At 36.0% G+C, this 14449-nt stretch carries 15 protein-coding genes, 1 riboswitch and 1 other annotated feature; of the genes, 2 read left to right on the top strand and 13 right to left on the bottom strand.

The annotated features are described in order from the left end of the window. Positions 1-12 precede the first annotated feature (12 nt). The 5 genes from PSR14_RS08265 to gltP all read right to left on the bottom strand — a co-directional run bounded on the left by PSR14_RS08265 (position 13) and on the right by gltP (position 4799). Positions 13-675: a PspA/IM30 family protein gene (locus PSR14_RS08265; protein ID WP_000814144.1), complete on the bottom strand. Its 663-nt coding sequence runs from the start codon at positions 673-675 to the stop codon at positions 13-15. A gap of 45 nt (positions 676-720) precedes the next feature. Further along, positions 721-1077, bottom strand: coding sequence for a hypothetical protein (locus PSR14_RS08260; RefSeq protein ID WP_000808648.1), 357 nt, complete (start codon positions 1075-1077; stop codon positions 721-723). 228 nt (positions 1078-1305) lie between these two features. After that, a complete protein-coding gene (locus PSR14_RS08255) occupies positions 1306-2622 on the bottom strand; it encodes a Na+/H+ antiporter NhaC family protein (RefSeq protein ID WP_000665478.1) in 1317 nt (438 codons plus the stop codon). A gap of 94 nt (positions 2623-2716) precedes the next feature. Continuing rightward, positions 2717-2822: riboswitch (SAM riboswitch) on the bottom strand. A gap of 120 nt (positions 2823-2942) precedes the next feature. After that, positions 2943-3461 (bottom strand): DUF402 domain-containing protein, encoded by a 519-nt coding sequence (locus tag PSR14_RS08250; RefSeq protein WP_000824677.1) that lies wholly within the window; start codon positions 3459-3461, stop codon positions 2943-2945. Positions 3462-3527: 66 nt separating this feature from the next. Next, positions 3528-4799, bottom strand: a complete 1272-nt coding sequence (gene gltP, locus PSR14_RS08245; protein WP_000821149.1) for a glutamate/aspartate:proton symporter GltP — start codon at positions 4797-4799, stop codon at positions 3528-3530. A 494-nt stretch (positions 4800-5293) separates the two neighbouring features. Here gltP and PSR14_RS08240 point away from each other — a divergent pair, with 494 nt between their 5' ends. Then, positions 5294-6565: a murein hydrolase activator EnvC gene (locus PSR14_RS08240; RefSeq protein WP_000726431.1), complete on the top strand. Its 1272-nt coding sequence runs from the start codon at positions 5294-5296 to the stop codon at positions 6563-6565. Positions 6566-6667: 102 nt separating this feature from the next. Continuing rightward, positions 6668-6829, top strand: a complete 162-nt coding sequence (locus PSR14_RS08235) for a hypothetical protein (RefSeq protein WP_001095993.1) — start codon at positions 6668-6670, stop codon at positions 6827-6829. Positions 6830-6859: 30 nt separating this feature from the next. On the opposite strand, the gene PSR14_RS08230 is transcribed toward PSR14_RS08235, so the two are convergent. The 8 genes from PSR14_RS08230 to sat form a co-directional block, all read right to left on the bottom strand. Further along, positions 6860-8215, bottom strand: a complete 1356-nt coding sequence (locus PSR14_RS08230; protein WP_000665448.1) for a sodium-dependent transporter — start codon at positions 8213-8215, stop codon at positions 6860-6862. Positions 8216-8326: 111 nt separating this feature from the next. Continuing rightward, positions 8327-8575 (bottom strand) — a binding site (T-box leader). Positions 8576-8636: 61 nt separating this feature from the next. Continuing rightward, on the bottom strand, positions 8637-9254 hold the full coding sequence (locus PSR14_RS08225) for an NAD(P)-binding protein (RefSeq protein ID WP_000283343.1): 618 nt from the start codon (positions 9252-9254) through the stop codon (positions 8637-8639). Next, on the bottom strand, positions 9229-9984 hold the full coding sequence (locus PSR14_RS08220; RefSeq protein WP_000644366.1) for a sirohydrochlorin chelatase: 756 nt from the start codon (positions 9982-9984) through the stop codon (positions 9229-9231). The genes PSR14_RS08225 and PSR14_RS08220 overlap by 26 nt, the downstream gene beginning before the upstream one ends. Before the next feature lies 1 nt (position 9985). Further along, positions 9986-10762: a uroporphyrinogen-III C-methyltransferase gene (cobA, locus tag PSR14_RS08215; protein ID WP_000521270.1), complete on the bottom strand. Its 777-nt coding sequence runs from the start codon at positions 10760-10762 to the stop codon at positions 9986-9988. 86 nt (positions 10763-10848) lie between these two features. Next, on the bottom strand, positions 10849-11049 hold the full coding sequence (locus tag PSR14_RS08210; RefSeq protein WP_000366909.1) for a DUF3906 family protein: 201 nt from the start codon (positions 11047-11049) through the stop codon (positions 10849-10851). Positions 11050-11059: 10 nt separating this feature from the next. Further along, entirely contained in the window at positions 11060-12682 is a 1623-nt protein-coding gene (locus PSR14_RS08205) for a nitrite/sulfite reductase (protein WP_000119641.1), read from the bottom strand. Positions 12683-12693: 11 nt separating this feature from the next. After that, positions 12694-13287: an adenylyl-sulfate kinase gene (gene cysC / locus PSR14_RS08200; RefSeq protein WP_000380525.1), complete on the bottom strand. Its 594-nt coding sequence runs from the start codon at positions 13285-13287 to the stop codon at positions 12694-12696. A gap of 12 nt (positions 13288-13299) precedes the next feature. Further along, the gene (gene sat / locus PSR14_RS08195; RefSeq protein WP_000108787.1) at positions 13300-14436 is read right to left on the bottom strand and encodes a sulfate adenylyltransferase; all 1137 of its coding nucleotides are present in this window, start codon (positions 14434-14436) and stop codon (positions 13300-13302) included. Between the last annotated feature and the right edge of the window lie 13 nt (positions 14437-14449).

Here is a 14449-nt window from a genome sequence, read left to right as displayed (position 1 = left end):
AATATACTACTATTATTTTGTTAACTCTTTCGTTAACGATACATCATTCTTTTCTTTCATTTCACGCTCAAGCTTTGCAATCTTCATATCAAATGTATCACGTTCATGCTCCTCATTCATACGAGTTTCTAAGTCGCGAATATGATCTTCAATTTCTTCAAAGCGTAAGAATGGATTATTTTCATCCATTTTATGCATCGCAGTATTCATACGACGATTTGCATGTGCCATATTTTCACGTGCCATTAATTCCATACGTTTTGCGTGCATTTCTTTTAATTTATTTTTCATTTCAGAAAGACGACGCTCTAACTCATCAATTTGTTCTACAACACCTGTATACATTTCTTCTAATCGAGTTACTTGCCCTTCATAATAAGCTACTTCTTCTAATGCACGCTCATGTAGTTGTAATTCGCCTGCTTCTTGAGCGATGATCGCTTGCTTAGATCTTTTATTCACGAAATAACGTGCTTGCTCAAGCTCACGGGCAAAGTTAGATTTTAATGTTTTATGACGCTGAATTAACTTCTCAATTTTTGTTATTTCACGCTCACTATCACGTAAATATTGGTTTAACATAGCAATTGGATTTTTTCTTTCTTTCTCATCTAACACATTATGAAAATCTGCTAAAATTGCATCGCGTACACGTCCGAATAAAGATTGTTTCATTATAATCTTCCTCTCTTCTACTTTATAAATTTGATTGATTTTATATTAGTTTTTCATTAACTTGTTCCACTCATCTTCAAAGTTGCTATATGGTTTAGAACTTTCTGGAGCAGAATCAACAACTACATCTTTTTCTTTTTTCCACTCACGGTATCCGTAGTATAAAACTACTAATGCTGCAATACCAATTAATGCTGGGGAATGAGAAAGGGCGATGGACAAGCCGATCAAACCAACAATACCCCAAGCTAACTTTCCAAAAAATGATTGTGCTCGCACAAATGATTTATAGCTCCAGTACACAACTCCTGCTCCGATTGCGAATCCTACAATACCAGCAAGACTACCAAGAGCAATTAAAGCTAAAATACCAGCCGCGATAAACGCTAGAAATTGTTTCATCTTGTGCTTGCCTCCCTTCGATTTGATACTCTTATCTTAACTATTTTTTCTTTTTTCCATAACGAGCTTAAGAACCGTTTTTAACTCAGACTTAAGACCGAGTTGCATTCAGCCTTTTGTAAAAACATACGGTAGCATGGGATCATTCACTCTTTTCCCGCACATAAAAAGCCGTACAGAGAACATTCTCTGTACGGCTTTCGTTACTTTTCATACACTTCATTTTCATTATGCTGTTTTATGATACTCTTTCTTTTCCGCTACTTTAGAAAACCTCGGGAAACCAATTAATATAGAAATGATTCCACATACTCCAACTAAGATTGGATAAAACGCATATGGTAACAGTTCAATTGGAGATAACGCCGCAAATCCTGCTGCTGTTAACATTTGCGCACCATACGGAATTAACCCTTGCACACAGCACGAGAAAAGATCTAATACACTCGCTGATTTACGAGGATCAATTTCATATTGATCTGCAATGTTTTTCGCAAGCGGACCTGTAAATATAATAGAAATTGTATTATTCGCTGTACACATATTCGTCATACCTACTAAACCAGCTATACCGAACTCTGCTCCTTTTTTTGAACGAATGTTACGCGTTAAAATATTCATTAAATATTGAATGCCACCATTATATTGAATCAATTCGACCATACCGCCAATTAAAATAGCGAGTAATACTAACTCCATCATACCGCCCATTCCAGTCGTTACACTTTTAAAGAAACTCTCTAACGTATAACTTCCATCTAAAAGACCGATAACCCCAGATAGTACAGTTCCACCAGTTAACACGATAAGTACATTCCAACCAAGTAGCGCTGTAATAAGTACTCCTGCATACGGTAAAATCTTTATCCAGTCAAAGCTATGTGTTTTAATCTGCGTATCACTTCCTAAAGTAATGATTACTAATAGTACGATTGTAATAATAGCCGCTGGTAATACAATTAAAAAGTTCGTTTTAAACTTATCTTTCATTTCTGTTCCTTGTGAACGTACAGCTGCGATTGTTGTATCTGAAATAAATGATAAATTATCACCAAACATCGCTCCGCCAACAACAGTAGCCATCGTAAGTGCAATTGAGATATCAGTTTGCCCACTAATACCTACAGCAATTGGTGCTAATGCAGCAATTGTTCCCATTGAAGTTCCCATCGCTAATGAAATAAATGCTCCTATAACGAAAATGCCAGCTACGATAAATCCTTGTGGTAAAATTGATAGCGCTAAGTTAACTGTAGAATCAACGCCACCCATCCCTTTTGCTGTTTCAGAAAATGCTCCTGCCAGTACAAAAATTAGAACCATAATCATAATGTCTGGGTTCCCTGCACCTTTAGCAAATCGTTCCACTTTTACATGAAAACTTTCTTTACGATTCATTGCTAAAGCGACTCCTACAGCAATTGAAATTGCTACAAGTATCGGCAATTTATAGAAATCACCTGTAATAATTCCAGAACCAATAAATAGCGCCAAAAATATCCCAAGTGGTAATAATGCCAAACCATTTCCTCTCGTTTCTTTCAAAGTACCATCTCTCCCTAGTTTCAACCTTTTTCTAATGAATAACAAAAGACCTCTTCCAACGAGAAGAGGTCTTATACATCTATAAGAAACGCTCTTCTCATCTTTCAAGCATATGCTTGCTGGATTTGGCACAGCACTCTGAAATCGAGTCCGCTGCCGAGGCATCGTAGGGCCAGTCCCTCCGCCTCTCTTTATAAGAAGGTTTCATATTTATTTTTTAATAATAATTTCTTCCCTAACTTTACTCGCTTACAAAACAAAAGTCAATTATTTTTTGTATAGATTTTTTTGGTAATTATACAAAAATTTGAATACAATAATCATTTTAACTTTTTGATTTCTTCTTCCAATATTGAAATCCAATAAAATTCATTATTTTTTATTGCAGCTATAATCCACTTTGTAGTGTACCAAGCTAACTCATACTCTTCTTTTGTAACATCGCCACTTTTATAAGCATCCTCTAACTCATCTTCATCCAATACATAGATTTTACCATTCGGTAATAATACTACATCTAAATATAAATCATCAAAATACGGTAAACCACGCTCGTCTATTTCATAGTCTTTCGCCACATCGATATAATATTGCACTAATTCCTTTTGATCATCTAACATAGCGGTAATCGCAAAGTTTTTCTCGTCTATGAAATATTGAATCCACGTATACTGATTGCCAGCAATACATAGCTCTTTACCGTCATATTCTTTACAACTAGGTTCTCTCACCTTTTTTATTTCCAGTATTCCTAGCATTCCTTCTTCTATTTGCTTAACAGTATAATCCTTCTCTAGTAGTCGCTTCCACGAAGAACCGTCACCATATTTACGTTTCATTACGTCTGCTCCCCTTCTATATAGAAAAGCCCCCACATATTATGTGAGAGCTTGTTCAAATTATAATTAAGCTGCTTGCTTATTAGAAATTTCTTTCAAGTAGGCTTGTCCTTTTTCAGCGTCATATTGACCTTCCCATTTAGACATAACTACAGCTGCTAAAGAGTTACCTACAACGTTAACTGCTGTACGAGCCATATCTAGAATACGGTCAATACCTGCAATAAACGCTAAACCTTCAGGTGGAATACCTACTGTACCAAGTGTCGCTAATAATACAACGAACGATACGCCTGGTACACCTGCGATACCTTTTGATGTAACCATTAATACAAGCAATAATGTAATTTGTTGTGTAATGGATAAATCAATACCGTACATTTGCGCTAAGAAAATAGCCGCAATTGCTTGATATAAAGTTGATCCATCTAAGTTAAATGAATAACCTGTCGGAATAACGAAAGATGTAATTGCTTTCGGACAACCGAACTTCTCCATCTTCTCCATGATTTTCGGTAAAACTGTTTCTGAACTCGCTGTAGAATATGCTAAGATCAGCTCGTCTTTTAAAATCTTAAAGAATTGGAAAATGTTAATTCCAAATATTTTCGCTGTAAGTCCTAAGACAACTACAACGAAGAAAATCATTGCCCCGTATACTACAATTAATAATTTCCCTAATGGAATTAACGAAGCAAGACCAAATGTAGAAACTGTAACTCCAATTAGTGCAAACACACCAAATGGTGCAAATTTCATAACTTGATTTGTTACGTAAAACATCGCATCAGCTACACCTTGGAAAAATTGAAGAACCGGTCTTCCTCTTTCACCAATTGCTGCTACACCTAAACCAAATAATACAGAGAAGAAGATAATAGCAAGCATATCTCCGTCAGCTAATGACTTTACAATGTTTGTTGGAACAATATTTACAAATGTATCTGCAAACGAATGACTTTGTACTTGCTCTGTCGTATGTGTATATTTCGAAATATCTGTCTTTGTTAACTGCTCCATATTTACGCCTTTTCCTGGTTGGAAAATATTCGCAATTAATAGACCGACAATAATTGCAATTGTTGTAATAATTTCAAAGTAAATAATTGTTTTTCCGCCTAGTCGACCTAATTTTTTAACATCGCCAACACCAGCAACCCCAACAACAATACTTGCTACAACAATCGGTACTACAATCATTTTAATTAGTCGGATGAAAATATCACCAATTGGTTGTAAGTAACTCACCACTGCTGGATTGCCAAAGAAAATCGCACCAACCGCAATACCAAGCACAAGTCCTATTAATATTTGCCATGCAAGTCCTATTCTTTTCATATTTGTTGTAACCCCCTCTTCGATGTGTCACTCTACCTCTCATTCTATATCTATAAAACTTGAAATTAAGAGTATTACATATTATTCGACAATTCACTACATTTTGTCCCTGTTAAAAATCATAAATCAAAATTTAAAATCTGACAACAAAATAAGTTTGCCCGAACGCAAATAATTTTCTTGACAAAAATAAAACCCATGTCAGAAAACCTAACATGAGAACGATTCCTTACTAGTATTTTATTGAGTTTCCAAATTAAATTTCACTACATAAAATAGACCTATTTATTCCTTTATTTAACAAAACGTAATCCAGAACACACCTTTGTTACACAAATTAAGAAAGAGAATCACCATTACAATTACCGTAAAAAAATGATAAATTCCGACAAAACTTAGTAATTTTATAAAATTTTCTTTACATTATGGTTACAACGATAGACACTCTTCTTCTTATGATATATAACATTCATAGGGAAAGGAGCCAGACAACCATGAAAAAGAAATTTGTAGCGTTCAGCGTTTTAGCAGCAGGAACGATTTTTGCTTCCCCGTTACTTTCACCCGCATACGCTGAAACGAATCAAGATAAATTATCTAATATTCAATCTGAATTAGAAGGAAAACAAAATGACTTACAAAATAAATCAGCCGAGAAAGAACAAATAGAAAAAGAAATTCAAGAATTACAAAAGAAAATCGACGATTTAACTACTTCTATTAATAAAAACGAAGCTGAATTAAACGATACAAAAAAAGAAATTAGTAAGACACAACAAGTAATTACTGAAAAAAAGAAACATATAGAGCAATTACAAACAAACATAGATACGCGTCAGGAAGTTATTAAGCAACGACTGCAATCTATGCAAGAAAAACCTCGCACAAATATCATTACGGAAGTATTAACAAATTCTGCAAACATTGCTGATCTTGTTGATAATATGTACTCTGTCAGTTTAATTTTAAATAATGATACTGATATTGTGAAAAAACAAACAAATGACCAAGATGCTGTGACGAAAGAAAAAGAGGCTGTTGAGAAAAAAGAGCAACAACTGAAAGAATCCGAGCAAAAATTAGAACAAAAACAACAAGAATTACAAAACAACCAACAACAGCAACAAACTCTTATTAGCGATCTACATACGAAAGTAGCAAAAGTAGATTCAGAGATTGAAGGATTAGAAGAATCTAAAGGCATTTTAGAAAATCAGCGTCAAGCTGTTCAAAAGGCAATTGAAGAAGAAAAACGCGCAGAAGAAGCTCGTAAAGCTGAGGAAGCTCGCAAGGCGGAAGAAGCTCGTAAACAAGCTGCTACATCTGCTCAAACAGCTCAAGCGGCCCCAACACCACACGATACAAACATCGGAGGATTTATTAAACCAGCAGCTGGATCAAAAACTTCTGGTTTTGGCGTACGCTCTATAGATAACCATAAAGGAATCGATATCGCTGCTTCAGGAACTGTTCCAATTATTGCCGCTGCAGATGGCGTTGTTATTCGCTCAGAATTATCATCTAGTTACGGAAATGTTGTGTACTTATCTCACCGTATTAACGGAAAAACATATACAACAGTATATGCTCATATGAGTAGCCGTTCTGTATCAAATGGACAAACTGTAAAACAAGGAACTCAACTTGGATTTATGGGGAATACTGGCCAATCATACGGACAACATTTACACTTCGAACTTCATCTGGGAGAATGGAATGTCGGCAAGACAAACGCAGTTGATCCATCTCCTTATATAGGATTATAAAAAAAACTCGGTGCATACCGAGTTCTTTTATTTCCACTTCACACACTATAGGCATTCTACATAGACTATAACTAAATGCCTATAGTTTACGTGGTGAATTATATGAATACACAATTACAGCAAGAAATACAAGAAGCTAGAGAGACTTTTATTGGCCGGATATTTACATTTGGTGGCTCAGTTTTATTTTTAATCGGATCATTCCTCGCAGTCATCACAGCCTACAAAGCATATAATCGCTTACTAAATACACCTACAACATAATAAAAAGACGGAGATTTCTCCGTCTTTTTATTATGCAAACATTTTAAATACACCTATCACATTTAAAAATACAATAATTACAGTTACTGGAATAACATAACGAAGTAAGAAGAACCAAATATTAAATAATGTTTTCCCTTTCGTTTCCGTAACTTCTAATTCTTTCATTAACATTTCTTTACTCATTTTATTTGGTACGAATAGCGAAATAGCTAGTACCCCTAACGGCAGCAATACGTTACTTACTGAGAAGTCGACTAAGTCAAAGAATGTTTTCCCAAATATTTTCACATCACTCATAATACCAAACGATAACGCTGACGGAATTCCAACCGCAAAAATTAGAATACCAATTAATAATGATGCTGACGGACGCTTTTTCTCATTATCTTTCGCAACAGATGCTACTACAATTTCAAGCATGGAAATCGCAGATGTTAGCGTTGCAAAGAAGAATAACACCAAAAACATAATGAAGAAAAATTGTCCAAATGGTATTTTCGCAAATACCGCTGGAAGGACGATAAATAGTAACCCCGGTCCTTCAGTCGGCTTAACACCTAATGCGAAAATCGCTGGAAAAATCGCTAATCCTGCAAGTACTGTAATAAAAACAGTTAAACTTACAATAGATGTTGCTGATTTTGCTAAATGTTCTTCTTTCTTCAAATAAGAACTATACGTGACCATTACCGAGGCCCCAACTGTTAGCGAGAAGAATGATTGTCCCATCGCGTATAAAATCGTATCTGCTGTCAGCTTTGAAAAATCTGGTTTTAAGAAGAACTCTACCCCAGCAAAAGCACCATCCAGTGTTAACGCACGAACAATAATTGCAATAAACAAAATAAATAATAGCGGCATCATATACTTACTTGCTTTTTCTATCCCTTTCTCTACACCTTTACTTACAACAAAAATCGTACAAAGCATAAAGACAAATTGCGCTCCAATCGCGCTTACTGGATTTGAAATCGTCTCACCGAATAATTGCCCATAATCAGTCACTCCATTCCAGAAACTTCCTGTCACACTATAGTATAAGTAAAGTAAAATCCATCCACCTACAACACTATAAAAAGATAGTACACTAAAACAAGTAACAACTCCCATACGACCAATCCAAGGATATAACTTGCTATTTGGCACCAATACTTTATACGCTGTAACTGCCTCTTTTTGCGTACTACGTCCAATAACAAATTCAGCTAAAAGGAGTGGCATACCTATAAATAAAGTTAATAGTAAAAATACAAGGAAGAATGCGCCTCCCCCGCCATTACCTGCAACATATGGAAATTTCCATATTGCACCAAGACCTACTGCGGCTCCGGCTGCTGCGAGTACAAAGCCTATTTTCGACGTCCATTGCTGTGTTTCTTTCATCATAAATTCCCCTTTTCTGAATATTCAAACTTTTATCAATTATACACTTTCATTTCATACTCGCACACCTCCTTTAGAAAATAAAAAAGTCCCCTACACGCAAATATGCATGTAGAGGACGATATATGTAATGTTAATACCGTGGTACCACCTCAATTGGATTGATAAATCCCACTTGTTCAAGTACAGGAAAAACTCCGATACTCTATCCTTTTAACGGCGGAACCCGGGTTGCCTACTACAATGTTCAACATACCTCTCGCAAGCCCATTCTGTATATCTTATCGTACCGGGCTCACACCTTACCCCAGCTCTCTGAACGTATCAAATATACATACTCTTCTTGCTCATCGATTTCATCTATTGAAGTTACTTGTGATTATAAATTATATTTTTATAGTTGTAAAGTACAATTTACTCATTATCCTATATGAACTCTTCTCTCTAATTCTTGTAAAAACAATTCTCTTTTTTGTTCATTTTGAACATATATCGACTTCAATACCTCTTGCAACAATATATTTTTCTCTCTTTTCTCTATTTGTAATTCTTTCACCTTTATTCTAACTTCGTATAAAAAATCAAGATACGATTCATACGTCTCATCATATTTATTTGCGATATCATCTCGAATTTTTTTTGCAAGTTTTGGGCTCGCTCCGCCAGTAGAAACAGCCACATTCAGTAATCCACGATGAATCGCTGCCGGAAAATGAACATTACCACTTTCCGGATTCGTAATAACATTTACTAATTGATTCTCTGCGACATCTTCAGCAATTTGTTCATTCAATACAGCATCACTACTCGCTGCAACAACTAAAAAGGCGTCTTTAATATCACTTTTTTCATACTCCCTTTGATACCAACGAATTTTCTTTTCTTCTACAAGTTTCACTAAATTTGCATCCAATTCAGGACTTACCACGACTATATCTGCACCTTGTTTGAGTAAAGGAATAATTTTGAATCCCGCGACTTTCCCTCCACCAATGACAACAACACGTTTCTTCTCAACTCGCACTGTAAGTGGATACATATTGATCTCCCTTCAATAATTTCTTCGTTTTCTGAATTAACATATACTGAAACGCTTCATTCTTCCCTAAATATGGACTTATTTTTATCTCATCTAGCTCATATTGGCGTACTTCTTTTTCAATATGCTTCATAAGCAAACCTGTAAATAACAAGTAAGGCAGTACAACGATATTCTTTTCTTTTCGTTCTACAACTTCCTTTAACTTCTCCTCAAATTTCGGCTCGGCAGCTGCTAAATAACAAACTTCTACTTTTTTAATTTTCTCTTCCGTTTGAAATAAAGAAGCGATCCAGTTTATATCTTTTAGTACTTCAGGATCACTGCTCCCTCTTGCAACGAGAAGTAACGTCACTTCATTCTTATCTTCCTGTTCAATGCCACTTCCGCTATACACCGATTTAACAAGTGTTTCTGATACACCAAACGGATTACCATAGGTCACTTTAACATTCAAAAATTGATTAGTTAACTTTTCCAATTCAAACGGAATATCTTTTTTCACATGACCTGCCGCTAATAAAAAAACTGGAATAACAATAATCTCTGTAGCACCACGCTTCACACATGTACGGAAGCCTTCATCAATAGTTGGACTCGCTAACTCTAAAAAACAAATTTCTTGAATACTTGCCTCTACACGGTTCATACATGACGTAATAAATGCAACCGCTTCTTCTTTCGCTGCTTTCAAGCGACTTCCATGACATATATATAAGATGGCTTTCATTTTATAACACTCCACTTACTTGATACGTACTTTCTGTCTGTTTCTCAAACCAATGAATTTTTTCTCTAAAACGGACGACTTCTCCAATTACAATCATGCTTGGATTTTGGATTTGTTCTTTTTTCGCAACATCTACAATTGTTCCTAACGTCCCAACAACTGTGCGCTGCATAGATGTCGTTCCCCGCTCAATAATAGCAGCAGGCGTACTTTTATCTTTTCCATGCTTTATCAGTTGCTCACATATGTAGGGTAAATTGCTAACCCCCATATATACAGCTAAAGTCTCTACACCTTTCGCTAAATTTTCCCACTTCACTTCCTCTTCAGCATCTTCTTTTCTATGCCCTGTCACAATAGCAAAACTTGCACTTGCATCACGATGTGTCACTGGGATACCCGCATAAGCAGGTGCAGCTATTCCAGCTGAAATACCAGGAACAATTTCAAACGGTACACCTTGCTTTGCTAACGCTTCGGCCTCTTCTCCCCCTCTACCAAATACAAATGGATCCCCACCTTTTAGCCTCGTTACAATTTTTCCTTTTTTCGCATATTTGATAAGAAACGTGTTAATTGTCTCTTGCTTCATCGTGTGATAATTTGGTAGTTTTCCGCAATAAATTAAATCCGCTTCAGGCTTTGCATAAGAAAGCAATTCTTTATTCACGAGACGGTCGTATAAAATAACATCTGCTTTCTCAATGCATTTCAATCCTTTTACAGTAATTAAATCTGGATCACCAGGGCCCGCTCCAACGATATATACTTTTCCCATCATCTCTCCTCATTTCTACTATTAAAGTGAAACTTCCATCCTTATATAGGAATGGAAGTTTTCATTTCTTCATATTTCAATGTTCCTTACTCATGAATAACAAAGGCTGCGCTTTTTCGAATCTTCTTTTTTTCAAATAAAGCAATCTCCTTTACTTCTGGTAACGGTAAAAAATGTTTTTCAAGTTCAATCTCCGCCATCTTAAATGCCTTTTCTTCACTTTCAGCAACAACAACAATTGGAACAATACTATTCTCTAATACAGCTTCAAATCGATATAAATCCATATTGTCCCTCCTAAGACGCTATTACTTCTTCTAACACGTTATTTAACGCTGTTTGTAATGTCTCTACACCAACACGGCCTACAAAATCATAAAACGTTTCAGCTGGTAATTTATTTTCTTTGAAATAACTTATAAATGATGCGAGTACATCAGGTAGATCCTCGCCATCTATTTTTCCTTTTAACTTTTGATTATAAGCACCACCATCTAACAACGTTCCACCTACATATATTTCAAAGGCTTCAACAATTCCTTTTTCCTTCGTTTTCATTTTTACACCTTGTAATCCAATGTCAGCAATTTGACGTTGACCACATGAATTCGGGCATCCTACCATATGAATACGAATCGGAACATCGAGTGCAATTTGCGTATCTAAGTATTCGGCAATTTTTCGTAATCTTTCTTTCGTTTCTACTAAAGCAAGATTGCAATATTCAATACCAGTACAAGAAACCGCGTGACCAATAAACGATTTCGGATTTGCTGATATCGCTTCAAACAACGGCTCATTTAGCAAGCCAGTTACATTTTCTGGCGGAACATTCGGAATAATGAAGTTTTGTGAATTACATGTACGAATTTGTCCATTTCCATATTGTTTAGCAATTCTTGCAATCTCAAACATTTCTTCTGCATGTAGGCGTCCTACCGGCACATTAAAACCTACATATTTTAGTCCCTCTTGTTTTTGGTCTTGGACACCATAAAAGTATCCCGCATTCCAGCCTTTAAGAGCACTTTCTCCTTTACTTTGTAATGGTCCTGTATATTCTATTAGTTTCTCTTTAAACTTCTCTGCTCCCCAGTCTGCAACAAGAAATTTCAAACGAGCTAAATGACGTTTTTCACGATATCCAAAATCACGGAATATCGTAGCAATTGCAATCGCTACCGCTTTGACTTCTTCTGGCAAAACGAATACATCTAATTCATCAGCTAAATATGGACGAGCCGATAACCCACCGCCTACTTTTATATGAAAACCAACTTTTTTCTCACCATCTATTTCTTTCGTAGCAGGTGTAAATGCAACACAGTTAATCTCTGCGTTTGCTGCGTTATAAATGTTAGAACTAATAGACATTTTAAATTTACGTGGTAAGTTAGAAAACTCTTCATTATGTTGGAAGTAGTCATATACCTCTTTCACAATATGCGTTGTATCAAATAATTCATTTGCATCAATGCCAGCAAGTGGATTTCCCGTAATATTACGCGTTATATCACCACACGCCCCAGCTGAAGATAACCCAACTCTTGCTAACCTTTTAAAAATATCTGGAATTTGATGAATTTCTAACCAATGAAACTGAATCGCCTGTCTTGTCGTAATATCGATTACGTCACGTCCATAATCCTCAGCGATAGAAGCAAGCACTTCTGCCTGTGCATTCGTAATAATTCCAGAAGGAATATTTACGCGCATCATAAAATAACCCGCTTCTTTCGGTCTTTGCAAATACAACCCTGCCCATTTGAATGCGTCCCACTCTTCTTTCGGAATAGATTCGAAGCCATTCTCTGCATAGTAAGGAATATCATTAAAGATTTCCAATCCATCTTTTTTTAATTTATTTTTCTCAGTTTGATTTAATTTTTCATTGTTAGCCCATACTTTTTCATAACTCATTTTTTATCCCCCTATATAAAACTACGCTCTTGTAAGTATTTCACGATTTGTTCTGCACATTCTTCAATAGAATACTTATTCGTTTCTACAATTAATTCCGCTTTTTCTGGTTCCTCATACGGTGAATCGATACCTGTAAAGTCTTTAATATCACCTTTTCTTGCTTTTTTATAAAGCCCTTTCGGATCACGTTTCTCACACTCTTCAATTGGACATTTTACAAACACTTCTATAAATTCATCTGCAGCTAATAGATCTCTAACTTGTTTTCGGTCTACTCGAAACGGTGAAATAAACGCTGTAAGAACAACAGTCCCTTGATCTACAAATAACTTCGCCACTTCGCCAATCCGTCTTATATTTTCCATACGATCACTTTCAGAAAAGCCTAAGTCTTTATTTAAACCGTGGCGTATATTATCTCCATCAAGTACATAGTTTCCAATATTCTTTTCAAATAGTTTACGAGCAACCGCGTTCGCTACTGTAGATTTACCCGAAGCTGATAAACCAGTAAACCAAATTACAAAACTATGATGCCCATTCTTCACTCTTCTCTCATCTTTTGAAACAGAAGTTGTATGCCAAGTAATATTCGTATCCATCTCATTCTCTCCCTATTCTGTTACTACTTCTTTTTTCAAACCTTTAATTAGTACCTCTACTACCTCTTTACGACTAAATGTACTTGGCGGAATCTCACCGTTTCTTAATAGTTCTCTTACTTTCGTACCCGATAAAATAACATGATCTTCTTTTCCGTGCGGGCATGTTTTTGTCGAAGCCATCGCTTCACATTTCGTACAGTAAAAACTATGTTCAAAAAATAACGGTGTAATCCCTAACTCTTCCACTGTAAAGTTTGTAAAAATTTCTTGTGCTTCATAAGTTCCGTAATAATCTCCTACCCCAGCATGATCGCGCCCTACGATAAAGTGGGTACATCCAAAATTCTTTCTAACTAACGCATGGAATATTGCTTCCCTCGGTCCTGCGTAACGCATTGCCGCAGGAAATACACTTAAAAAGACACGATCTTTCGGATAATAGTTTTGAAGTAATACTTCATAGCTTTCCATCCTTACATCAGCTGGAATATCATCCGACTTCGTTTCCCCAACGAGTGGATTTAAAAAGAGTCCATCTACAATTTCAAGGGCAGATTTTTGAATGTATTCATGGGCACGATGCACCGGGTTCCTCGTTTGAAATCCTACTACTGTTTTCCAACCACGTTTTTTAAATTCTTCTCTCGTTTCAATTGGGTCTAAATGATAAGCAGGAAACGGATTATTTTCAAAGCGTTTCGTAAGAACAATAGCCCCACCGACATAAACGTTCGGTCGTTCATATAATTTTTTCACTCCCGGATGAGCCTCATCCGTCGTTTTATATACTAGTAACGCTTCTTTTTCCTTATCAGGCACAAAAATATCTTCTATTTGAATGACACCATATACATTTCCACCGTTAACAAGTTTTACTTCCTCTCCAACTTTTAGCGTCTCTGCTACTTCTTCTGTTACTGGTAATGTAATTGGTATACTCCAAACGCTCCCATTAGCTAAACGAAGCGTTTCTACAACCGAATCATAATCTTTCTTTCCTAAAAAACCAGTAAGCGGGCTATATCCCCCTGTTGCTAATAGTTCTAAATCACTTAACGCAATGTTATCTAGCCCAATTTCTTTTTCAATTTGTAATACGTCATATGTCTCGTCTACACGGTTTACTAATTCGTTTACTGTACTCATGTTCTATATCCCC

The sequence above is a fragment of the Bacillus sp. A01H genome, from assembly GCF_045277205.1.
Classification (GTDB): Bacteria; Bacillota; Bacilli; order Bacillales; family Bacillaceae_G; genus Bacillus_A; species Bacillus_A paranthracis.
Note: the sequence above shows the minus strand (reverse complement) of the source record. Positions and strands in the feature narration are given on the sequence as shown.

Bases quoted from the DNA above. Each gene is read 5' to 3' on its own strand.
- PSR14_RS08265 (WP_000814144.1), bottom strand. From the start codon at position 675: ATGAAACAATCTTTATTCGGACGTGTACGCGATGCAATTTTAGCAGAT.
- PSR14_RS08260 (WP_000808648.1), bottom strand. From the start codon at position 1,077: ATGAAACAATTTCTAGCGTTTATCGCGGCTGGTATTTTAGCTTTAATT.
- PSR14_RS08250 (WP_000824677.1), bottom strand. From the start codon at position 3,461: ATGAAACGTAAATATGGTGACGGTTCTTCGTGGAAGCGACTACTAGAG.
- gltP (WP_000821149.1), bottom strand. From the start codon at position 4,799: ATGAAAAGAATAGGACTTGCATGGCAAATATTAATAGGACTTGTGCTT.
- PSR14_RS08240 (WP_000726431.1), top strand. From the start codon at position 5,294: ATGAAAAAGAAATTTGTAGCGTTCAGCGTTTTAGCAGCAGGAACGATT.
- PSR14_RS08235 (WP_001095993.1), top strand. From the start codon at position 6,668: ATGAATACACAATTACAGCAAGAAATACAAGAAGCTAGAGAGACTTTT.
- PSR14_RS08230 (WP_000665448.1), bottom strand. From the start codon at position 8,215: ATGAAAGAAACACAGCAATGGACGTCGAAAATAGGCTTTGTACTCGCA.
- PSR14_RS08225 (WP_000283343.1), bottom strand. From the start codon at position 9,254: ATGTATCCACTTACAGTGCGAGTTGAGAAGAAACGTGTTGTTGTCATT.
- PSR14_RS08220 (WP_000644366.1), bottom strand. From the start codon at position 9,984: ATGAAAGCCATCTTATATATATGTCATGGAAGTCGCTTGAAAGCAGCG.
- cobA (WP_000521270.1), bottom strand. From the start codon at position 10,762: ATGGGAAAAGTATATATCGTTGGAGCGGGCCCTGGTGATCCAGATTTA.
- PSR14_RS08210 (WP_000366909.1), bottom strand. From the start codon at position 11,049: ATGGATTTATATCGATTTGAAGCTGTATTAGAGAATAGTATTGTTCCA.
- PSR14_RS08205 (WP_000119641.1), bottom strand. From the start codon at position 12,682: ATGAGTTATGAAAAAGTATGGGCTAACAATGAAAAATTAAATCAAACT.
- cysC (WP_000380525.1), bottom strand. From the start codon at position 13,287: ATGGATACGAATATTACTTGGCATACAACTTCTGTTTCAAAAGATGAG.
- sat (WP_000108787.1), bottom strand. From the start codon at position 14,436: ATGAGTACAGTAAACGAATTAGTAAACCGTGTAGACGAGACATATGAC.